At 67.9% G+C, this 22,495-nt stretch carries 16 protein-coding genes; 10 read left to right on the top strand and 6 right to left on the bottom strand.

Annotated features, from left to right (window positions below; translation table 11 throughout):
* Positions 1 to 121: 121 nt before the first annotated feature.
* The 3 genes from rplL (at position 122) to ACZ48Z_RS04360 (ending at position 8,552) form a co-directional block, all read left to right on the top strand.
* Entirely contained in the window at positions 122 to 505 is a 384-nt protein-coding gene (rplL, locus tag ACZ48Z_RS04370; protein ID WP_468734254.1) for a 50S ribosomal protein L7/L12, read from the top strand.
* A 561-nt stretch (positions 506 to 1,066) separates the two neighbouring features.
* On the top strand, positions 1,067 to 4,552 hold the full coding sequence (rpoB, locus tag ACZ48Z_RS04365; protein WP_468734253.1) for a DNA-directed RNA polymerase subunit beta: 3,486 nt from the start codon (positions 1,067 to 1,069) through the stop codon (positions 4,550 to 4,552).
* A 100-nt stretch (positions 4,553 to 4,652) separates the two neighbouring features.
* Complete coding sequence (locus ACZ48Z_RS04360; protein WP_468734252.1) at positions 4,653 to 8,552, top strand: DNA-directed RNA polymerase subunit beta'; 3,900 nt, start codon at positions 4,653 to 4,655, stop codon at positions 8,550 to 8,552.
* Between the two features lie 66 nt (positions 8,553 to 8,618).
* Here the strand turns inward: ACZ48Z_RS04360 and ACZ48Z_RS04355 are convergent, their stop codons facing one another.
* The 6 genes from ACZ48Z_RS04355 to ACZ48Z_RS04330 all read right to left on the bottom strand — a co-directional run bounded on the left by ACZ48Z_RS04355 (position 8,619) and on the right by ACZ48Z_RS04330 (position 15,012).
* Complete coding sequence (locus ACZ48Z_RS04355) at positions 8,619 to 9,596, bottom strand: M48 family metalloprotease (protein ID WP_468734251.1); 978 nt, start codon at positions 9,594 to 9,596, stop codon at positions 8,619 to 8,621.
* Between the two features lie 37 nt (positions 9,597 to 9,633).
* Complete coding sequence (locus ACZ48Z_RS04350; RefSeq protein WP_468734250.1) at positions 9,634 to 10,143, bottom strand: Pycsar system effector family protein; 510 nt, start codon at positions 10,141 to 10,143, stop codon at positions 9,634 to 9,636.
* Complete coding sequence (locus tag ACZ48Z_RS04345; protein ID WP_468734249.1) at positions 10,140 to 11,267, bottom strand: hypothetical protein; 1,128 nt, start codon at positions 11,265 to 11,267, stop codon at positions 10,140 to 10,142. The genes ACZ48Z_RS04350 and ACZ48Z_RS04345 overlap by 4 nt, the downstream gene beginning before the upstream one ends.
* A gap of 12 nt (positions 11,268 to 11,279) precedes the next feature.
* A complete protein-coding gene (locus ACZ48Z_RS04340; protein WP_468734248.1) occupies positions 11,280 to 13,430 on the bottom strand; it encodes a hypothetical protein in 2,151 nt (716 codons plus the stop codon).
* Positions 13,427 to 14,173, bottom strand: a complete 747-nt coding sequence (locus ACZ48Z_RS04335; protein WP_468734247.1) for a hypothetical protein — start codon at positions 14,171 to 14,173, stop codon at positions 13,427 to 13,429. The genes ACZ48Z_RS04340 and ACZ48Z_RS04335 overlap by 4 nt, the downstream gene beginning before the upstream one ends.
* Before the next feature lie 122 nt (positions 14,174 to 14,295).
* A complete protein-coding gene (locus ACZ48Z_RS04330) occupies positions 14,296 to 15,012 on the bottom strand; it encodes a Crp/Fnr family transcriptional regulator (protein ID WP_468734246.1) in 717 nt (238 codons plus the stop codon).
* 262 nt (positions 15,013 to 15,274) lie between these two features.
* On the opposite strand from ACZ48Z_RS04330, the gene ACZ48Z_RS04325 reads away from it, so the two are divergent.
* From ACZ48Z_RS04325 to ACZ48Z_RS04295, 7 genes are all read left to right on the top strand, one after another.
* Positions 15,275 to 15,898, top strand: a complete 624-nt coding sequence (locus ACZ48Z_RS04325) for a DUF1707 and DUF4190 domain-containing protein (RefSeq protein WP_468734245.1) — start codon at positions 15,275 to 15,277, stop codon at positions 15,896 to 15,898.
* 330 nt (positions 15,899 to 16,228) lie between these two features.
* Positions 16,229 to 16,600, top strand: a complete 372-nt coding sequence (gene rpsL, locus ACZ48Z_RS04320) for a 30S ribosomal protein S12 (protein WP_003948652.1) — start codon at positions 16,229 to 16,231, stop codon at positions 16,598 to 16,600.
* A gap of 3 nt (positions 16,601 to 16,603) precedes the next feature.
* Positions 16,604 to 17,074 (top strand): 30S ribosomal protein S7, encoded by a 471-nt coding sequence (gene rpsG, locus ACZ48Z_RS04315; RefSeq protein WP_468734244.1) that lies wholly within the window; start codon positions 16,604 to 16,606, stop codon positions 17,072 to 17,074.
* Positions 17,075 to 17,113: 39 nt separating this feature from the next.
* On the top strand, positions 17,114 to 19,243 hold the full coding sequence (gene fusA / locus ACZ48Z_RS04310; RefSeq protein WP_468734243.1) for an elongation factor G: 2,130 nt from the start codon (positions 17,114 to 17,116) through the stop codon (positions 19,241 to 19,243).
* A gap of 155 nt (positions 19,244 to 19,398) precedes the next feature.
* Positions 19,399 to 20,592 (top strand): elongation factor Tu, encoded by a 1,194-nt coding sequence (gene tuf / locus ACZ48Z_RS04305; protein WP_468734242.1) that lies wholly within the window; start codon positions 19,399 to 19,401, stop codon positions 20,590 to 20,592.
* A gap of 267 nt (positions 20,593 to 20,859) precedes the next feature.
* Entirely contained in the window at positions 20,860 to 22,044 is a 1,185-nt protein-coding gene (locus tag ACZ48Z_RS04300; protein ID WP_468734467.1) for an acyltransferase family protein, read from the top strand.
* Positions 22,045 to 22,120: 76 nt separating this feature from the next.
* Positions 22,121 to 22,474: a hypothetical protein gene (locus ACZ48Z_RS04295; protein ID WP_468734241.1), complete on the top strand. Its 354-nt coding sequence runs from the start codon at positions 22,121 to 22,123 to the stop codon at positions 22,472 to 22,474.
* Positions 22,475 to 22,495: the final 21 nt, after the last annotated feature.

The following is a 22,495-nucleotide window of genomic DNA, read 5'->3' as shown; positions in this document are numbered from 1 at the left end:
CTCGCGAAATGACCGCCGCCTGAGGCAGCCCGCCTGAGGCAGAGGTCGTAGCGGGCCGAACGTACGCCCGCCACACATGTACATACCGGCACCAGCCGAATTAGTGGAAGGATCGCCCCTCATGGCGAAGCTCAGCCAGGAAGACCTGCTCGCGCAGTTCGAGGAGATGACCCTCATCGAGCTCTCCGAGTTCGTGAAGGCCTTCGAGGAGAAGTTCGACGTCACCGCCGCCGCGGCCGTCGCCGTCGCCGGTCCGGCCGGTCCGGCCGCCGCCGCCGAGGTTGCCGAGGAGCAGGACGAGTTCGACGTCATCCTCACCGGCGCCGGCGAGAAGAAGATCCAGGTCATCAAGGTCGTGCGTGAGCTGACCTCCCTGGGTCTGAAGGAGGCCAAGGACCTCGTGGACGGCGCTCCGAAGCCGGTCCTCGAGAAGGTCGCCAAGGAGGCCGCCGAGAAGGCTGCCGAGTCCCTCAAGACGGCCGGCGCGTCCGTCGAGGTCAAGTAAGACCTCTCGCGGGCCTCGTTCGGCCTGTAACGCGTAAGCACCGAAGAGCGATCATCCATCTGGGTGGTCGCTCTTCGGCGTTCCTGGAGGCGCGGTCACGGTTACCGTGCGGCCTTGAGGGCGAGGGGTATGGTGATCTTCGTCGTGTCTCCCGGAACCCCAGGTTCGGGCAGGGAGGCCTTGACGAACCGCACGCAGCGCGCAATTCTCAGGACGCGTCGCCAGAACGGTCCGAATCCGAGGCATGGATCGGCGACGAAGAGGGCAGTATCAGTGTGCGTTGAGGGCAGCATGCCGAGGGCGTTGAGGACAGCGAGAGTTTTTGAAGACTGGGCAGGAATGCAGGGCTGGACATCAGTGCGCCGAATGGCTACACTGACCCTTTGCGCTGCCTGTTAGTTGCCCCCTGCCCGTCACCAGGGGTCTGCCCTCGCCTCAGCATCGATGAACGGAACATCTCTGACCTGGCCTTCTGGTCAAATCAGGGAGATCTGTCTCTGTGCCGTGGATGAGGGAACCGGGGAGCGCGTAGTGAGTCCGAGCCCTCGGAAGGACCCCCTCTTGGCCGCCTCGCGCACTGCCTCGAACGCGAATACGAACAACGGCGCCAGCACCGCCCCGCTGCGCATCTCCTTTGCAAAGATCAAGGAGCCCCTCGAGGTTCCCAACCTGCTCGCGCTGCAGACCGAGAGCTTTGACTGGCTGCTCGGGAACACCGCCTGGCAGAGTCGGGTCGAGGCCGCTCTCGAGTCCGGTCAGGACGTCCCCACCAAGTCCGGTCTGGAGGAGATCTTCGAGGAGATCTCCCCGATCGAGGACTTTTCCGGGTCGATGTCGCTGACCTTCCGCGACCACCGTTTCGAGCCCCCGAAGAACAGCATCGACGAGTGCAAGGACCGCGACTTCACGTACGCGGCACCGCTCTTCGTGACGGCCGAGTTCACCAACAACGAGACCGGCGAGATCAAGTCCCAGACGGTCTTCATGGGCGACTTCCCGCTCATGACCCACAAGGGCACCTTCGTCATCAACGGCACCGAGCGTGTCGTGGTGTCGCAGCTGGTCCGTTCGCCGGGTGTCTACTTCGACTCCTCCATCGACAAGACGTCCGACAAGGACATCTTCTCGGCCAAGATCATCCCTTCCCGGGGTGCCTGGCTGGAGATGGAGATCGACAAGCGCGACATGGTCGGTGTCCGCATCGACCGCAAGCGCAAGCAGTCCGTGACCGTCCTTCTCAAGGCGCTCGGTTGGACCACCGAGCAGATCCTCGAGGAGTTCGGCGAGTACGAGTCGATGCGCGCAACCCTGGAGAAGGACCACACCCAGGGCCAGGACGACGCGCTGCTCGACATCTACCGCAAGCTGCGTCCGGGCGAACCGCCCACGCGTGAGGCCGCCCAGACCCTTCTGGAGAACCTCTACTTCAACCCGAAGCGCTACGACCTCGCCAAGGTCGGCCGCTACAAGGTCAACAAGAAGCTGGGTGCGGAGGCTCCGCTCGACGCGGGCATCCTGACCGTCGAGGACATCATCTCGACGATCAAGTACCTGGTGAAGCTGCACGCGGGCGAGACCGAGACGGTCGGCGACAGCGGCACGAACATCGTCGTCGAGACCGACGACATCGACCACTTCGGCAACCGTCGTCTGCGCAGCGTCGGCGAGCTCATCCAGAACCAGGTCCGCACGGGTCTGGCTCGTATGGAGCGCGTCGTCCGTGAGCGCATGACGACCCAGGACGTCGAGGCGATCACGCCGCAGACCCTGATCAACATCCGGCCGGTCGTCGCCTCCATCAAGGAGTTCTTCGGCACCAGCCAGCTGTCGCAGTTCATGGACCAGAACAACCCGCTGTCGGGTCTCACCCACAAGCGCCGTCTGTCGGCTCTTGGCCCGGGTGGTCTCTCCCGTGAGCGGGCCGGCTTCGAGGTCCGTGACGTGCACCCGTCCCACTACGGACGCATGTGCCCGATCGAGACGCCCGAAGGCCCGAACATCGGTCTGATCGGTTCGCTCGCCTCCTACGGCCGCGTCAACGCGTTCGGCTTCGTGGAGACGCCGTACCGCAGGGTCGACGGCGACGTCGTCACCGACGAGGTCGACTACCTGACGGCCGACGAAGAGGACCGCTTCGTCATCGCGCAGGCCAACGCCACGCTCGACGACAACATGCGCTTCACCGAGAACCGCGTCCTGGTCCGCCGCCGTGGCGGCGAGGTCGACTACGTCCCCGGTGACGACGTGGACTACATGGACGTCTCGCCGCGCCAGATGGTGTCGGTCGCGACCGCCATGATCCCGTTCCTCGAGCACGACGACGCCAACCGTGCCCTGATGGGCGCGAACATGATGCGTCAGGCCGTGCCGCTCATCAAGAGCGAGGCCCCGCTCGTCGGCACCGGCATGGAGTACCGCTCCGCCGTCGACGCCGGCGACGTGGTCAAGGCCGAGAAGGCGGGTGTGGTCCAGGAGGTCTCCGCGGACTACATCACCACCGCCAACGACGACGGCACGTACATCACCTACCGCCTGGCCAAGTTCGCCCGCTCCAACCAGGGCACCTCGGTCAACCAGAAGGTCATCATCGACGAGGGCGACCGCGTCATCGAGGGCCAGGTCCTCGCCGACGGCGCGGCCACCGAGAACGGCGAGATGGCGCTGGGCAAGAACCTGCTCGTGGCGTTCATGCCGTGGGAGGGTCACAACTACGAGGACGCGATCATCCTGTCGCAGCGCCTCGTGCAGGACGACGTCCTCTCCTCGATCCACATCGAGGAGCACGAGGTCGACGCCCGTGACACCAAGCTCGGCCCCGAGGAGATCACCCGGGACATCCCGAACGTCTCCGAGGAGGTCCTCGCCGACCTCGACGAGCGCGGCATCATCCGCATCGGCGCCGAGGTCACCGCGGGCGACATCCTGGTCGGCAAGGTCACGCCCAAGGGTGAGACCGAGCTGACGCCGGAGGAGCGCCTGCTGCGCGCGATCTTCGGTGAGAAGGCCCGTGAGGTCCGCGACACCTCGCTGAAGGTGCCGCACGGCGAGACCGGCAAGATCATCGGCGTCCGTGTCTTCGACCGCGAGGAGGGCGACGAGCTGCCGCCCGGCGTCAACCAGCTGGTCCGTGTGTATGTTGCGCAGAAGCGCAAGATCACCGACGGTGACAAGCTCGCCGGCCGACACGGCAACAAGGGCGTCATCTCGAAGATCCTTCCGATCGAGGACATGCCGTTCCTCGAGGACGGAACTCCGGTCGACATCATCCTGAACCCGCTGGGTGTGCCGTCCCGAATGAACCCGGGACAGGTCCTGGAGATCCACCTCGGCTGGCTCGCCAGCCGCGGCTGGGACGTCTCCGGGCTCGGCGAGGACTGGGCGAAGCGCCTGCAGGTCATCGGCGCCGACCAGGTCGAACCGGGCACGAACGTCGCGACCCCCGTCTTCGACGGTGCGCGCGAGGACGAGCTCGCGGGTCTGCTGAACCACACCATCCCGAACCGCGACGGCGAGCGCATGGTGCAGCCGACCGGCAAGGCGAGGATGTTCGACGGCCGCTCCGGCGAGCCGTTCCCGGAGCCGATCTCTGTCGGCTACATGTACATCCTCAAGCTCCACCACCTGGTCGACGACAAGCTCCACGCCCGGTCGACCGGTCCGTACTCGATGATCACCCAGCAGCCGCTGGGTGGTAAGGCCCAGTTCGGTGGCCAGCGGTTCGGCGAGATGGAGGTGTGGGCGCTGGAGGCATACGGCGCCGCATACGCCCTCCAGGAGCTGCTGACCATCAAGTCCGACGACGTCACCGGCCGCGTGAAGGTCTACGAGGCAATCGTCAAGGGCGAGAACATCCCCGAGCCCGGCATCCCCGAGTCCTTCAAGGTGCTCATCAAGGAGATGCAGTCCCTGTGCCTCAACGTGGAGGTGCTGTCCTCGGACGGCATGTCCATCGAGATGCGCGACACCGACGAGGACGTCTTCCGCGCGGCGGAAGAGCTCGGCATCGACCTGTCCCGGCGCGAGCCGAGCAGCGTCGAAGAGGTCTGACGGGAGTCCGGCCGGAGGACCTGGTGAGGAACCTCCGGCCGGCCCCTGGACCCCCGTTTCAGACCCCAAGACTTACAACCCTGAGAGGGATTGACGCATAGTGCTCGACGTCAACTTCTTCGATGAGCTCCGGATCGGTCTGGCCACCGCTGACGACATCCGTCAGTGGAGCCACGGCGAGGTCAAGAAGCCCGAGACCATCAACTACCGCACCCTCAAGCCCGAGAAGGACGGACTCTTCTGCGAGAAGATCTTCGGTCCGACCCGGGACTGGGAGTGCTACTGCGGCAAGTACAAGCGCGTCCGCTTCAAGGGCATCATCTGTGAGCGCTGTGGCGTCGAGGTCACGCGCGCCAAGGTGCGTCGTGAGCGGATGGGCCACATCGAGCTTGCCGCTCCCGTCACCCACATCTGGTACTTCAAGGGCGTCCCGTCGCGCCTGGGCTACCTGCTCGACCTGGCCCCGAAGGACCTCGAGAAGGTCATCTACTTCGCCGCGTACATGATCACGTACGTGGACGAGGAGCGCCGTACGCGTGACCTGCCCTCCCTGGAGGCGCACGTCTCCGTCGAGCGGCAGCAGGTCGAGAACCGTCGCGACTCCGACCTGGAGGCCCGCGCCAAGAAGCTCGAGACCGACCTGGCCGAGCTGGAGGCCGAGGGCGCCAAGGCCGACGTGCGCCGCAAGGTGCGCGAAGGTGCCGAGCGTGAGATGAAGCAGCTGCGCGACCGTGCGCAGCGCGAGATCGACCGTCTCGACGAGGTGTGGACCCGGTTCAAGAACCTCAAGGTCCAGGACCTGGAGGGCGACGAGCTCCTCTACCGCGAGCTGCGTGACCGCTTCGGCACGTACTTCGACGGCTCGATGGGTGCCGCGGCGCTGCAGAAGCGCCTGGAGTCCTTCGACCTGGACGAAGAGGCCGAGCGGCTTCGCGAGATCATCCGTACCGGCAAGGGCCAGAAGAAGACCCGTGCGCTGAAGCGGCTGAAGGTCGTGTCTGCCTTCCTGCAGACCTCCAACAGCCCCAAGGGCATGGTGCTCGACTGCGTCCCGGTCATCCCGCCGGACCTTCGCCCGATGGTGCAGCTGGACGGTGGCCGCTTCGCGACCTCCGACCTGAACGACCTGTACCGCCGTGTGATCAACCGCAACAACCGCCTGAAGCGCCTTCTCGACCTCGGTGCGCCCGAGATCATCGTGAACAACGAGAAGCGCATGCTCCAGGAGGCCGTCGACGCGCTGTTCGACAACGGCCGTCGTGGCCGTCCGGTCACCGGTCCCGGTAACCGCCCGCTGAAGTCCCTGAGCGACATGCTCAAGGGCAAGCAGGGTCGATTCCGTCAGAACCTGCTCGGCAAGCGTGTGGACTACTCCGCGCGTTCCGTGATCGTCGTCGGTCCGCAGCTGAAGCTGCACCAGTGCGGTCTGCCGAAGGCGATGGCGCTGGAGCTCTTCAAGCCGTTCGTGATGAAGCGCCTGGTCGACCTGAACCACGCGCAGAACATCAAGAGCGCCAAGCGGATGGTCGAGCGTGGCCGGACCGTGGTGTACGACGTCCTCGAAGAGGTCATCGCCGAGCACCCGGTGCTGCTGAACCGTGCGCCCACCCTGCACCGCCTCGGCATCCAGGCCTTCGAGCCGCAGCTGGTCGAGGGCAAGGCCATCCAGATCCACCCGCTCGTCTGCACCGCGTTCAACGCGGACTTCGACGGTGACCAGATGGCCGTGCACCTGCCGCTCTCCGCGGAGGCGCAGGCCGAGGCCCGCATCCTGATGCTGTCCTCGAACAACATCCTGAAGCCGGCTGACGGTCGTCCCGTCACCATGCCGACCCAGGACATGGTTCTTGGTCTGTTCTTCCTCACCACCGACGGTGAGCTGCGTGACACCAAGGGCGAGGGCCGGTCCTTCGGCTCCACGGCCGAGGCGATCATGGCGTTCGACGCCGGTGAGCTCGCGCTCCAGTCCCCGGTCGACATCCGCTTCCCGGTGGGCACCATCCCGCCGCGTGGCTGGATGCCGCCGGCGCAGGAGGAGGGCGACCCGGAGTGGCAGCAGGGTGACACCTTCCGCCTGCGCACCACCCTGGGCCGCGCGCTCTTCAACGAGCTGCTGCCCGAGGACTACCCGTTCGTCGACTACTCGGTGGGCAAGAAGCAGCTCTCCGAGATCGTCAACGACCTGGCCGAGCGCTACCCCAAGGTCATCGTGGCGGCGACGCTCGACAACCTGAAGGCGGCGGGCTTCTACTGGGCGACCCGCTCCGGTGTCACCGTGGCCATCTCCGACGTCGTCGTTCCCGAGGCGAAGAAGGAGATCGTCAAGGGTTACGAGGCGCTGGACGAGAAGGTCCAGAAGCAGTACGAGCGCGGTCTGATCACCAAGGAAGAGCGCACGCAGGAGCTCATCGCGATCTGGACCAAGGCGACCAACGAGGTCGCCGAGGCGATGAACGCGAACTTCCCCAAGACGAACCCCATCTTCATGATGGTTGACTCGGGTGCCCGAGGAAACATGATGCAGATGCGTCAGATCGCCGGTATGCGTGGTCTGGTGTCGAACGCCAAGAACGAGACGATTCCGCGTCCGATCAAGGCGTCCTTCCGTGAGGGCCTGTCCGTGCTGGAGTACTTCATCTCCACGCACGGTGCCCGTAAGGGTCTGGCGGACACCGCCCTGCGTACCGCCGACTCGGGTTACCTGACCCGTCGTCTGGTGGACGTCTCGCAGGACGTCATCATCCGCGAGGAGGACTGCGGCACCGAGCGCGGTCTGAAGCTGAAGATCGCCACGCGTGGCGCCGACGGCGTGCTGCGCAAGACCGACGACGTCGAGACCAGCGTCTACGCCCGCATGCTCGCCGAGGACGTCGTCATCGACGGCAAGGTGATCGCGCCGGCCAACGTGGACCTGGGCGACGTGCTCATCGACCAGCTGGTGCACCACGGCATCGAGGAGGTCAAGACCCGCTCGATCCTGACCTGCGAGTCGCATGTCGGCACCTGCGCCATGTGCTACGGCCGCTCGCTGGCCACCGGCAAGCTGGTCGACATCGGTGAGGCGGTCGGCATCATCGCCGCCCAGTCCATCGGTGAGCCCGGCACCCAGCTGACGATGCGTACCTTCCACACCGGTGGTGTGGCCGGTGACGACATCACGCAGGGTCTGCCGCGTGTCGTCGAGCTCTTCGAGGCCCGTACCCCGAAGGGTGTCGCACCGATCTCCGAGGCGGACGGCCGTGTCCGCATCGAGGAGACCGAGAAGACCAAGAAGATCGTCATCACGCCGGACGACGGCAGCGACGAGACGGCGTTCCCGATCTCGAAGCGTGCCCGGCTCCTCGTCAGCGAGGGCGAGCACGTCACGGTGGGCCAGAAGCTCACCGTGGGTGCCACCAACCCGCACGACGTGCTGCGCATCCTGGGTCAGCGTGCCGTCCAGGTCCACCTGGTCGGCGAGGTCCAGAAGGTCTACAACTCGCAGGGTGTGTCGATCCACGACAAGCACATCGAGATCATCATCCGGCAGATGCTGCGCCGCGTGACGATCATCGAGTCCGGCGACGCCGAGCTGCTGCCCGGTGAGCTGGTCGAGCGGTCGAAGTTCGAGACCGAGAACCGTCGTGTGGTCCAGGAGGGCGGTCACCCGGCCTCCGGTCGTCCGCAGCTGATGGGTATCACCAAGGCCTCGCTGGCGACGGAATCCTGGCTGTCGGCCGCCTCCTTCCAGGAGACGACCCGAGTCCTGACGGATGCGGCGATCAACGCCAAGTCCGACAGCCTCATCGGCCTCAAGGAGAACGTCATCATCGGTAAGCTCATCCCGGCCGGTACGGGTCTGTCCCGTTACCGCAACATCCGGGTGGAGCCGACCGAGGAGGCCAAGGCCGCGATGTACTCGGCCGTCGGATACGACGACATCGACTACTCGCCGTTCGGCACGGGCTCCGGCCAGGCCGTCCCGCTGGAGGACTACGACTACGGTCCGTACAACCAGTAGGACCTGCGTCTGAACGACTGAAGGGCGGTCACTCCGTTTCGTACGGGGTGGCCGCCCTTCGGCGTGTCATCGCCGGCGGTCCACATAGGCCTGCAGGTGATGCATCCGGGTGTGGACGTCGGGGTGGGAGTCGAGCAGGCGCATCATCACCCCGTCCGGGGTGGTCCGCCGGGACTCCAGCCGGTCGTGCTCAGCACGCAGCACCTCCATCAGGTGCGCGGCGAAACCGAGCCCCGCGGCGTGCTCGTCGGCGCGCAGCTCCGCACGCCGGGAGACGGCGGCCACCAGGTACGGCGTGGCCAGCGGAAGGAAGACCAGGCCGTACGTGGCGGTCGCCAGCGCGAGGACGACGACGACCGCGGCGAAGGTCGCGAAGGTCGCCGCGCCCGCGGAGAGCCGCTCGACACGCGAGGCCGTCCGGAGCACCAGGCGCCAGGCGAGCCGGGCGGGCAGCGCGTACCAGAGGGAGAGCAGCGAGGCCCACGCATGGCCCCGGGTGTGATGGCCGAGCTCATGGGCGAGCACGCCACCCAGCTGGGCGGGGCTGAGGGTCTTCAGCGAGTGGCTGGTCACGCTGACGATGTGGCCGGCCGCCGCCAGGGCGTTGATCTCGTCGCTGCCCTCTATCCACAGCTGGTACGCGTTCGCGTCGACACCGGCGCGGCCCGCCACCTCCCGCCAGACGGGGCGCAGTTTCCGCTCCTCCTCGGGAGCCGGGAAACGCAGCCGGAAAAGCCACCGGGCCAGGAGGCGTTCGCAGGGCCGGCTGAAGACCAGGGCGCCGCTGAGCGTCCAGCACCCGAACGGGATCCACCAGGGGACGCCGCTCACGGCGCCGACGACGTACGACACCAGGAAGACGACGGCCAGGCTGGCGAGCCCGTGGGGGAGATGGAGTGCCAGATGGCCGAGGGCGGTGATGTCCGCGCCGCGCCGGCGGGGGGATATGTGGACGCGCCCGGAGCGGAACAGCGGCAGTTCCTCGTCCAGGTCCCGGGGTTTCTCGGGTTCCTCTGGTTCTTCGGATTCGTAGGGCAGGGACATGGCGTTCCTTCCGGGCGGGGACGGGGTCTCAGGCGTCTCAGGCGAAGAGCAGCGATACGGGAAGCAGGACCGCCGAGCCGCCGAAGGCGATCAGGCCGGTCCGGATCCAGAAGTGCTTGCGAGCGGCGATGCGGCTGTTCTCGGCGAGAGCCGCGCGCAGTGCCCGGGCCGGGGCGCGTTCCGTGTCCGCCAGGGCGGAAGCGAGGAGGCCGGCGAGGGCGGCGCGGCGGATGTCGTCGAAGTAGGTGAGCGGCTGCCCCGGGGCCCAGCGGCTTCTGCCGTAGCGGGGTGTGACGGCCAGGAGCAGGGCGAAGAACGAGATGACCAGCAGTGCGGCTCCCGACCACCAGAGCAGGGCGGCGGGCACCGGGAGCCGCGCGGGGTTCCAGCGCAGATTCACCAGGAGGGCGCTCAGTACGCCCGCCGTCAGGCCGAGCATGCCCACCAGGACCGTGGCCTTGGCGTCGGCGCGGGCGATCTCACCGCGGAGATCGGCGAGCAGCTGGACGTCCGCCCGTGGTCGTGGGCTGCGCGGGGCCCTTGTCATGTTCCGTCGTCCGGACGGCTCTCCCGCGGCAACTCCGGGTAGGCCGGTGGGAGGCCGTCCTGAGCCGGGGAGCCGGTCGCCCGCAGGATGGCCGTCATCCGCTCGGCGATGAGCGCGTGGGGCTTTTCGAGGTGGTACTGCTCCAGCAGCTTGCCCTCCAGCGCCTGGTCGATCAGGTGCAGCTGGCTCTTCACCAGGTCTGCCTGCTCGGTGTGGAGGTGTTGGAGAACCAGGTTCGTGTCCTGCGGATGCACCGCCAGGTGCAGGGCGATCGCGGCCGTACCGCCCCTGGCCAGGTGGTGTTCGTAGAACTCGATCTTCGCGGACGTCCGCTCCGCCTCGTACTCGTTGCGGCGCATGGACGCCCGGTGTTCCGGTTCGGCGGCCTCTTCCTCGTGCCGGGCCGTGCGCAGCCGGTCCTGGTGGAAGCGCTCGGTGGCATCGCGCCGCAGCCGGACCGAGCCGCTGACCTCCAGGCCCTCGGCCGCCCCGATCTGCGGGGTGGCGTCCACCGCCCGTTGCACGGCCCCCTCGGCCTCGGCGCTCGCCTCGATGGGGTGCCCGCGACCGGCCGCCCGCATCACGGGCAGCAGCCGACGCGTGACCAGGGCGGGCACGTCGTGCTCCTGGCTGCGCACGAACAGCTCCGGATCGACGACGCGCCAGGTGATGTCGGCGGTGGCCTCGAACTCGAAGCTGTCGATCCGGCTGGGCAGGGGCACCTTCAGCGGGAAGGAGTGGGAGTCCGTGTCCACCTCGTAGACCGTGACGTAGCCCCACACGGACGTGGGTCGCTTCGGCGGCATGAACGTCCTGTACGTCCCCTGCTGGGTGACCAGGACCAGCGCGTGGTCGAGGCGTCCCGCGTAGCGCCGACTGCCGAGCCGGAACCGCGACAGATGCCAGACGGTGTGGACGGGGTCCGCTTCGGGATGGCGCGCCAGGGGCTTCTCGGGCCGCTGCCGGAACCAGTCGAGCTGCTCGGTCCGCCGGCCCTCCTCCTGCTCGCCCGGACCGTCGGTCCGCCCGGGGTACGGCAGGTCCTTGCCGCTGTCCGGCTGTTCGGGAGGCTTGGAGTACTTCGGTTCCTTCGGCTGTTCGGGCCGCGGGGCGGTGTGTTCCATGGCCGGCCTCTCTCAGTGGTCGGGGATGCGTGCCAGCAGCCGGACGGCCACCGGTGAGGGGGGCTTCTCGGCGTCGCGGACCGTGCGGAGCAGGTGGCTCACGCGGTGGTGGTTGGCAGGCGTCGTGACGAGGGCGGGCAGCAGCGAGGTGAGGGCTGCCTCGGACTCCGGGTCGCGGTCGGCTGTGAGGACCCAGCCGCGCAGGATGCGCAGGGCCTGCGTGGTGTGTTCCCGATCGGCCAGCGCGGCCTGCCAGAACGTGACGAGGTGCCGCGCCTCCGTGTCGTCGACGGCGGCCGCGGCCTGGGCGTACCAGTCCAGGACGAGCGGGCGGTCGTCGGGCCCGTCGGTCTGCCGGCACGCCTGGAGGAAGGCACGGAGCGCGTACGCACGGACCCTGCGGTCCCCGGGGAGGCGGTCGGCGAGGGCGCGCAGCACGGGTTCGCGCAGGGCGAGCAGGAGGAGTTCCAGGGCGTCCGCGAACTGCTTGGCCTCCTCCTCCAGGAAGTCCGCGTAGGCCTCGGCGCCGTCCTCGTCGCCCTCCTGGTCCTCCGGACGGCGTTGCCCTCGGATGGCGTCCAACAGGGCGTTCAGGGCGTGCTCGTAGTGCACGGGACCCAGCAGGCCGTAGGTACGGACGGCCGTCCACCGGCGGCCCTCGTAGTCGCCGGTGCACCAGTCGTGCAGGATGCGGAAGACGCCGGGCACCTCCAGCAGCTGGGCCATGGTGAGGGCGTTGGCCGCCGTCAGCCAGGAGTTGAAGTCCTCGTCGCCCGCCCAGGGTTCGACGAGGAGGGCCATGGCCGAGGACAGGTCGGCGGTGGCAAGGAGGGCGGTGGCCGAGGCCGCCCGGGTCCGGACGAGAGGGCGGCCGTCCCTGGCGAGCTCACGGATCCACGCGACGAGGGCCGGGCGGGCGGACGGGCGGAGGTTCCACACCTCCTCCAGGAGGAGCCGGGCCATGCGCTCGTCACGGAAGGCGGCGAAGTACTGGCCCACCAGGGGGCCCCACTCGGTGACCTCGGTGTCCCAGTATCCGCGGGCGTGGGCGAGACGCAGCCATTCCTCGCGGGAGCCGCCGAAGACCGGGATCTCGGGCGGCACACGGGGGTTGGCCGTCTGCTGGAGCCGTATGTAGAGCAGGTCGGCGAGCTCGGCGGTCACCGCGTACGGGGCCCTGTCGAACACGGCGAGCGCGATGAGGAAGGCCCTGTCGTGCAGCGAAGTCGGGCGCTGCTCGTCGGTGAGCCAGCGGGAGACCTGGGCGGTCGCGGCCTCCTTGCCGTAGGCGGCGAGCTTCTCCGCGTCCGACTCCCCGCGGTGGAAGGCGACCAGCTGCCGTGCGAACTCCTCGATCCCGCCCGGCTGTTGCTGCCGTGCCAGGAACTCCGCCACCGGTGTGAGCGCGCACAGCCCCTCCCAGGCGGCCTGCCCGGTGTGCCGGGTGACGTGGGAGCGCAGCATGTCCTCGGCCGTCGGCGGTTCCCAGCGCACGAACGGGACGTCCTCCAGAGCCGCCGACGGCTCGACCGTGATCACCAGGTAGCCGCCGTCGCGCTCCAGCCGCTCGCGCAGGCCCAGCAGATGCGGCTCGCGCAAAGGGTGACTGCGGCTGGTGGCCAGGTTGAGCAGGACGTGCCCGGTCGCCTCGTCCAGCTGCTCCAGCAGGACCGAGAGCGAGGCCGGCGGGTCGAGGTTGCGCACCCGCCCGGCGCCCAGGCGCAGCAGCATCATCAGCGCCGCCGAGCGTCGGCCGGTGTCCCGGCCGCCGGACAGGATGACGACCCGGTCGCTGCGCAGCCGGTCGAGCGCCTCGTCGAAACTCGGGCAGCCGTGGAAGACGTACGACAACTCCTCGACCTGTTCCCGGGGGACCTCCCCCGAGAGGTGTTCGGGGTGCTGCGGTCGCGCGCCGAAGTGGTAGTTCACGTCGCCCTTGACCACGCCACCGGTGACACCGAAAAGGTCTCTCCTGGCGTCGGTGCGGGCCAGCGGGGAGACGAAGGCCGGGCCGTGGGAGATCAGGTCCGAGCGCGCGTCCCAGGCCTTCTGCCGCTGCCGTTCATGGGACTCGGCCGGCTCGTCCTGCTTCTTCTGGTCACCGTCCGGCCTGGCTCCGTCGGCGGAGGTCGCGGCGCCGGTCGCCACGTCGTCCTGACTCACCGGCGTTCACCTCGCCGGGACGAGCCGAAGTCGTAGTTCAGGTCGCCGTTCGTGCCACCGCTGGGGCCGTAGTGGTCGCCCGTGACGTGGCTCTCGTTGTGCTGGGCGGACGGGGCGCTGCCCGCAGGGGAGTCCGTCGGGGTGTCGGCCGCGGGCGAGTCCGGAGGGGGATCCGCGGGTGCGCCGTGGAGCCATGCGACGGTCGGCCCTTCCTTGGTCTCAAGGGTGATCCGGTGGAAGTCCTCCGGCCGCACGCCCAGGTGTCCGTTGCTGACGACGCCCTGGTACACCCCGTCGGACGCACACAGCACACAGTCCTCGGCGCGGTTCTTCAGGGCCTCCCTCAGTGGGCCGGAGTCCAGCAGCCGTACGGCGTGGTTGAGGTCCCTGCCGACCCAGCCGCCGAGCCCGTCCACGGCGACGTATCCCGCGGAGAGCACGATGCGCAGCCGCATGCGCGTGCTGTCGGCGATCAGGCGGTTCTTGCTGTGCAGGAGCGCGGGGGTCTCGGTCAGCAGGGTCTTGGCCAGAACCGGCACGGAGATCCGGGTGTCGATGAGCTCCATGACGGAGTCACCGCGGTCCGCCCGCAGCCGGGACGTCTCGTCGGCGCCGGCGGCGAGGAGCGTGGCGTCGGCGACGTCGTAGAGCATGCGGCGCAGGTACGCCTGCTCCACGTTGTCGCGCTTGCCGAACTGCTCGATGTCGAAGAGCAGGATGGTGCGGTACACGGGGTCGGTCATGGCGGCCTCTCGCGAGTCGGGCTGATGCCCAGCACGATGGCCTGCCTCGGGCGTGTGGCCGAAGGCCCGATGACACGGAGGAACTGTGACCGTGTGCACAGACGGGACGGGGTCCCGTATGGTCAGGCCGCGCCGCCCGTGACGATGCGGCGCAGCACGTCGGGGCGGAGTACGACGATGCGGCGGCGGTCGGTGAGGACGACCTTGCGGCTCCGCAGGTCCTTGAGGAGCCGGGCGATCGCCTCACGTGAGGAGCCGACCGAGCCCGCGAACTCCTGCTGGCTGAGGCCGATGGCGAGTTCTATGCCTTCGGCGGTGTGCTTGCCGTGGGTGCGCACGAGTTCGAGCAGCAGGGCGGCCAACCGCTCGCGCACCGTCAGGGCGGCCCATTCCAGCCTGCGGCGGTCCGTCGAGCGCTGTCGGTCGGTGGCGAGGCTCAGCAGATGCAGCGCCACGCGGGCGTTGTCGGCGAGGAAGGCGGTGAAGCGGCTCTCCTCTATGACGACCGCCTCGACCGGCTCCAGGGCGGTGACCGTCGCCGAGCGCCGACGTCTGCTGAGGGCAGCGCCCTCACCGACTATGTCACCCGGTCCGCGCAGGGCGAGCAGAGCCTCGTAGCCGTTGACGGCGGTCACCGTGACCTTGGTCCAGCCGTGCAGGAGAAGCAGTACGTGGGTGAACGGCTCGTCCTGACGCATGACGTCGCTGCGTGCCGGATAGCTCAGCGGGCGGCCGATGGCGAGCAGCGCGACCCGGTCCGCCTTCTCCAGCCGGGCGAGGAAGGGCACCTTGTCGTCGAAACCACCATCGTCCCACGTTTGCGCGTGCCCCCCGGCCATACCCGCTGCCCCCTCGTTCACCTGCACAGATGCTCTTGAACTCGCAACCAGTCAACGTACTTGAAGTGACGAGGCGGGAAACGAGCGACAATCGGCCGCCGTGGCTGAAGCGCGTACCGTCGACAAAGGCACGAAATGGCGCATCATGGAGGAACCTCGGGGGAACGGGAGGTGCTCCGTGTCGCAGCCGTCGTGGCGGCCCTGGGAGGGTGAAGGCGAGGCGCCGGCCAGTGGTGCGCCGGACGCCGGGCAGGGGAGAGGCGTGCCGCGGCCAGGGTCTGGTGCGGACGCTTCCGTCGAGAGGCCGTACCCGTACCGTGCGGGCGAGGACGTCTCCGCGGAGCGCCCCTGGCGCGGTGCGCCCGCCCCCGTCGCCCGCCCCTGGCCCGGGTACGCCGTTCCGCAGGCCGCCCCCTCCATGCTCGCCTCCCACGCCGACCGTGAGCGTGCCGTCGACGTGCTCCGGGCCGGGTACGGGGAGGGGCGGATGGAGAAGGACGAGTTCGACCGGCGGGTGGGCCGGGCGTACGCCGCCCGGACCGTGGGGGAGCTGGCGCTGCTCGTCGCCGACCTGCCGCAGGGGCCCGTACCGCAGGTCGCCGCGGCCGTCGCCGCCGTACCGCGGACGTTTCTGCCCGCCCCGCGGCCGCGGGCGAACGGGAAGGCCGTCGGCGCCGCCGTGTGCGGGCTGCTGTGTGTGCCGACCTTCGGGTTCACCGGGATTCCGGCGGTGATCCTCGGGCACACCGCGCGCACGGAGATCGAGCGGACCGGCGAGAGCGGGGACGGGCTCGCCCTGACCGGGCTCGTGTTCGGCTGGCTGTCGATCGCCGCGTGGGCGGTCCTGCTGACGCTGCTGATCGCCGTGGGGCTTGCCTCCGGGTGAGTGCGCGGGCACCCGTGCCGCCACATGTGCGGAATGTGAAATCGAAGATCGTCCACGGCGTAGGGGCTTGACACCGTCGGTCCGGAGATGTTGCCGCCGTCCATTTGTTTTGACCGCAGCGAATGAGCTAGGTACGCTCAGACCTTGTGCCTGGGGTGTGCCCTGGCTCTTGTGCGTGCCTTCAACCGCATGTCGAGCTGTAAGCGGCCACCGTGATCCGTGCCCCTTCCGCCTTGCGGCGGAAGTTCGCCGGGTTCGACACACCCGACCGCGTGGGTCGGTGACGTTCCAGGTTAGCTTCACCATCGGCACACAGAAACCGGAGAAGTAGTGCCTACGATCCAGCAGCTGGTCCGGAAGGGCCGGCAGGACAAGGTCGAGAAGAACAAGACGCCCGCACTCGAGGGTTCCCCTCAGCGTCGTGGCGTCTGCACGCGTGTGTTCACGACCACCCCGAAGAAGCCGAACTCGGCCCTGCGTAAGGTCGCGCGTGTGCGTCTGACCAGCGGGATCGAGGTCACTGCTTACATTCCGGGTGAGGGACACAACCTGCAGGAGCACTCCATCGTGCTCGTGCGTGGCGGTCGTGTGAAGGACCTGCCCGGTGTTCGCTACAAGATCATCCGCGGTTCGCTTGACACCCAGGGTGTCAAGAACCGCAAGCAGGCCCGCAGCCGCTACGGCGCCAAGAAGGAGAAGTAGAAAATGCCTCGTAAGGGCCCCGCCCCGAAGCGCCCGGTCATCATCGACCCGGTCTACGGTTCTCCTCTTGTCACCTCCCTGATCAACAAGGTGCTGCTGAACGGCAAGCGCTCCACCGCCGAGCGCATCGTGTACGGCGCCATGGAGGGCCTGCGCGAGAAGACCAGTGGCGACCCGGTCATCACGCTGAAGCGCGCGCTGGAGAACATCAAGCCGACCCTCGAGGTCAAGTCCCGCCGTGTCGGTGGCGCGACCTACCAGGTCCCGATCGAGGTCAAGCCGGGCCGTGCGAACACGCTCGCCCTGCGCTGGCTGGTCGGTTACTCCCGCGCCCGTCGCGAGAAGACCATGACCGAGCGTCTGCTCAACGAGCTTCTCGACGCTTCGAACGGCCTCGGTGCGGCCGTCAAGAAGCGCGAGGACACCCACAAGATGGCCGAGTCCAACAAGGCCTTCGCGCACTACCGCTGGTAGTCGCAGACCCCATCGAGACCGAGAGAAGACCGAAGCCTTATGGCTACCACTTCACTTGACCTGGCCAAGGTCCGCAACATCGGGATCATGGCCCACATCGACGCGGGCAAGACGACCACCACCGAGCGGATCCTCTTCTACACCGGCGTCAGCTACAAGATCGGTGAGGTCCACGACGGCGCTGCCACCATGGACTGGATGGAGCAGGAGCAGGAGCGTGGCATCACGATCACCTCTGCTGCCACCACCTGTCACTGGCCGCTCGAGGACGACGACTACACCATCAACATCATCGACACCCCCGGGCACGTCGACTTCACGGTCGAGGTGGAGCGTTCGCTCCGCGTCCTCGACGGTGCCGTCACGGTGTTCGACGGTGTCGCCGGTGTGGAGCCGCAGTCCGAGACGGTGTGGCGTCAGGCCGACCGTTACGGCGTGCCGCGCATCTGCTTCGTCAACAAGCTCGACCGCACCGGCGCTGAGTTCCACCGCTGTGTGGACATGATCAAGGACCGGCTCGGTGCCGTTCCGATCATCATGCAGCTGCCGATCGGCGCCGAGATGGACTTCAAGGGCGTTGTGGACCTGGTCCGCATGAAGGCGCTCGTGTGGTCCGCCGAGGCTGCGAAGGGCGAGATGTACGACGTCGTCGACATCCCGGCCACGCACGCCGAGGCTGCCGAGGAGTACCGCGGCAAGCTGGTCGAGACCGTCGCGGAGCACGACGACGAGATCATGGAGCTGTTCCTGGAGGGCCAGGAGCCCACCGAGGAGCAGCTGTACGCCGCGATCCGTCGTGTCACCATCGCGTCCGGCAAGTCCGACGGCATCACCGTCACCCCGGTGTTCTGCGGTACCGCGTTCAAGAACAAGGGCGTCCAGCCCCTGCTCGACGCGGTCGTGCGCTACCTGCCGACCCCGCTCGACGTCGAGGCCATCGAAGGCCACGACGTCAAGGACCACGAGGTCGTCGTCAAGCGCAAGCCGTCCGTCGACGAGCCGCTGTCCGCGCTCGCCTTCAAGATCATGAGCGACCCGCACCTGGGCAAGCTCACCTTCGTCCGGGTTTACTCGGGCCGCCTGGAGACCGGCACCGCGGTGCTGAACTCCGTCAAGGGCAAGAAGGAGCGCATCGGCAAGATCTACCGCATGCACGCGAACAAGCGTGAGGAGATCGAGGCGGTGGGCGCCGGCGACATCGTCGCCGTGATGGGTCTGAAGCAGACCACGACCGGTGAGACGCTGTGTGACGAGAAGAGCCCGGTGATCCTGGAGTCCATGGACTTCCCGGCGCCGGTCATCCAGGTCGCCATCGAGCCCAAGTCCAAGGGTGACCAGGAGAAGCTGGGTGTCGCCATCCAGCGTCTCGCGGAGGAGGACCCCTCCTTCCACGTTCACTCGGACGAGGAGACCGGCCAGACCATCCTCGGCGGTATGGGCGAGCTGCACCTCGAGGTGCTGGTCGACCGTATGAAGCGCGAGTTCAGGGTCGAGGCCAACGTCGGTAAGCCGCAGGTCGCGTACCGTGAGACGATCCGCAAGGCCGTCGAGCGCGTGGACTACACCCACAAGAAGCAGACCGGTGGCACCGGCCAGTTCGCCAAGGTGCAGATCGCGATCGAGCCCATCACCGAGACCGACGGTCCGGCGTACGAGTTCGTGAACAAGGTCACCGGTGGCCGTATCCCGCGGGAGTACATCCCGTCGGTGGACGCCGGTGCGCAGGAGGCCATGCAGTTCGGCATCCTCGCGGGCTACGAGATGACGGGCGTCCGCGTCACGCTTCTCGACGGTGGCTACCACGAGGTCGACTCCTCGGAGCTCGCCTTCAAGATCGCCGGTTCGCAGGCCTTCAAGGAGGCCGCGCGCAAGGCCAGCCCTGTGCTCCTTGAGCCGATGATGGCCGTCGAGGTCACCACGCCCGAGGACTACATGGGTGAGGTCATCGGCGACATCAACTCCCGCCGTGGTCAGATTCAGGCCATGGAGGAGCGGGCCGGTGCCCGCGTCGTGAGGGGCCTCGTGCCCCTCTCGGAGATGTTCGGCTACGTCGGAGACCTCCGCAGCAAGACGTCGGGTCGCGCAAGCTACTCGATGCAGTTCGACTCCTACGCCGAGGTTCCGCGGAACGTCGCCGAGGAGATCATCGCGAAGGCCAAGGGCGAGTAACGCGCCGCGTTCGCACGCTTTAGGCTTGACTCCGGAGCCCGGAGGGGCATTCACCCGCATTTGTGGGAGAGTGCCCCCGGGCCGAGGCTTTCCAGCAAAGATCACCTGGCGCCGATGAAGCAAGGCGTTCCAGAACCACTCCACAGGAGGACCCCGTGGCGAAGGCGAAGTTCGAGCGGACTAAGCCCCACGTCAACATCGGCACCATTGGTCACATCGACCACGGTAAGACGACCCTTACGGCCGCCATTACCAAGGTGCTGCACGACGCGTACCCGGACCTGAACGAGGCCTCGGCCTTCGACCAGATCGACAAGGCTCCCGAAGAGCGCCAGCGCGGTATCACCATCTCGATCGCGCACGTCGAGTACCAGACCGAGACGCGTCACTACGCCCACGTCGACTGCCCCGGTCACGCGGACTACATCAAGAACATGATCACGGGTGCGGCGCAGATGGACGGCGCCATCCTCGTGGTCGCCGCCACCGACGGCCCGATGCCGCAGACCAAGGAGCACGTGCTCCTGGCCCGCCAGGTCGGCGTCCCCTACATCGTCGTCGCCCTGAACAAGGCCGACATGGTGGACGACGAGGAGATCCTGGAGCTCGTCGAGCTCGAGGTTCGTGAGCTCCTCTCCGAGTACGAGTTCCCGGGCGACGACCTGCCGGTCGTCAAGGTCTCGGCGCTCAAGGCGCTCGAGGGCGACAAGGAATGGGGCCAGACGGTCCTCGACCTGATGGCCGCCGTCGACGAGGCGATCCCGCAGCCCGAGCGTGACGTCGACAAGCCGTTCCTGATGCCGATCGAGGACGTCTTCACGATCACCGGTCGTGGCACCGTCGTCACCGGTCGTATCGAGCGTGGTGTCCTCAAGGTCAACGAGACCGTCGACATCATCGGCATCAAGACCGAGAAGACCACCACCACGGTCACCGGTATCGAGATGTTCCGCAAGCTGCTCGACGAGGGCCAGGCCGGTGAGAACGTCGGTCTGCTCCTCCGTGGCATCAAGCGCGAGGACGTCGAGCGCGGCCAGGTCATCATCAAGCCGGGCTCGGTCACCCCGCACACCCAGTTCGAGGCGCAGGCGTACATCCTGTCCAAGGACGAGGGCGGCCGTCACACGCCGTTCTTCAACAACTACCGTCCCCAGTTCTACTTCCGTACGACGGACGTGACCGGCGTCGTGACCCTCCCCGAGGGCACCGAGATGGTCATGCCGGGCGACAACACTGAGATGAGCGTCGAGCTCATCCAGCCCATCGCCATGGAAGAGGGCCTGAAGTTCGCCATCCGCGAGGGTGGCCGCACGGTGGGCGCCGGCCAGGTCACCAAGATCAACGCCTGATCTTGACCCGGTAGGTCCGTAGTTCCTGAGGGGCCCGTACGACTTCGGTCGTACGGGCCCCTTCGGGTTGCCCCCCGCCAGTAGGTGAAGTCTCCGAGAACTCCTGGGGACGGCTCGGCGAGGGTTGCGGCAACTCCCCGGCGCCGGTGCGAGGAATGTTCTTGTCTGGTCGCTGTGGGGTGGTTGTGAGGGTCGTAGCCTGAGGCGTCCGGTGGCCACTCCCGGCCTGGGACCCCCTCGCGAGGACGGACGGACACGCAGGTGTCGATGCAGGACGCGGAGAGCAGAACGTCGGTACCGCGAAGGGTCGTCGGTGGCCGGCCGCTTCCGCCCCTCGCGGTGCCTGCCGCGCCGGGACAGCCCGCCCGCGCCGCGGTACCGGGCCGCGCGGGCCGTCGGCTCTACGCCATCGACGGCATCCGGCTCCTCGCCGCGCTCATGGTCGCCATGCACCACTACGCCGGCACCCGCCGCGTCGACCAGCCAGGCAACCGCATCTGGGACCGGCCGGTCTCCGACATCATGCCGACGGTCTTCCGGTTCTCGTCCTACGGCTGGATCGGCGTCGAGATCTTCTTCGTGATCAGCGGCTTCGTGATCTGCATGTCGTGCTGGGGCCGTACCCCCAGGCAGTTCTTCACGTCGCGGGTGATCCGGCTGTACCCGGCCTACTGGTTCGCCATCGCCTTCACCAGCACCGTCCTGATGCTGCTGCCCGGCGTCTGGGACCGCCTGCGCACGCGGGACGTACTCCTCAACATCACGATGCTCCAGTCCGGTTCGGGCGTCATGAACGTCGACGGCGTCTACTGGACCCTCTGGTCGGAGCTCCGTTTCTATCTGCTGTTCCTGGTCGTGGTGTGGACCGGTCTGACCTACCGCAAGGTCGTCGTCTTCTGCTGTGTGTGGGGCGCCGCGGCCATGCTCGCCCCGATCTCCAAGCTGCCTCTCCTGGAACTGGTCGCGAACCCCGAGGGCGCCTGGTACTTCATCGCGGGCCTCTCCCTCTATCTCATGCACCGCTTCGGCCAGGACCTGCTGCTCTGGGGCATCCTCGCGATGGCCTGGCTGATGGGCCAGCGCGAGCTGGGCATCCGCATCGACGAGGTCGAGCATGTGTCGGGGTGGCGGGGGAGCGTTCTGATCTTCACGGTCTTCCTGCTCGCCATGGTCGCCATCGCCCTCGGCGCCACGGACCGCATCCGCTGGAAGTGGCTGGTGACGGCGGGCGCGCTCACCTATCCGCTGTACCTGATGCACTACGCGGCCGGTACGGCGGTCATCAACCGCCTGCGCGACACGATGGACGCCCGGCTGCTGATCGTGTGCGTCATCGCCGGGTTCATGGTGCTGAGCTGGCTGGTGCACCGGTTCGTGGAGCGTCCGGTGGCGCGGCTGCTGAAGCAGGGGCTGGACACGTCGTTCGCGCGGTTGCGGAACGCGAGGGTCTGACCCCCCGTACGACAGCTCGGGGAACCTGAGTACGAACGCTCATGCGACCGCGTCGCCCGGGCGGTGTGATGGACCCATGCCGGACCTCATACTCGACGACGACCGCGCGACCGGCGCCTGGGTCGCCCCGCTGGTCTCGACGCTCCTCACCCTGCCCGCGTGCCTGGCCGCCTACGTCTTCGGCGGGCTCTCCGTGATGGCGTGCGACTCCTGCGCGGGCCCCGAGGCCGACCGTTTCGCGTCGAGCTTCGACCTCGCCTTCCCGGTGCTGCTCGGGGGCCTGGGTCTCACCCTGTTCCTGCTGGCGGCCGGCTGGGCGCTGCCGTGGGAGCGCCGCAACGCGGCCCGCCGGGTGGCGCTCGCGCTCGCCGCGCCGGCGATGGTGCCGTGTGTGTACCTCGTGTTCGCGGTGTTGGTCGACTGGCCGTAGGGCGGGTGAACGTCATGATCG

Source organism: Streptomyces sp. NPDC031225 (genome assembly GCF_055570355.1).
Note: the sequence above shows the minus strand (reverse complement) of the source record. Positions and strands in the feature narration are given on the sequence as shown.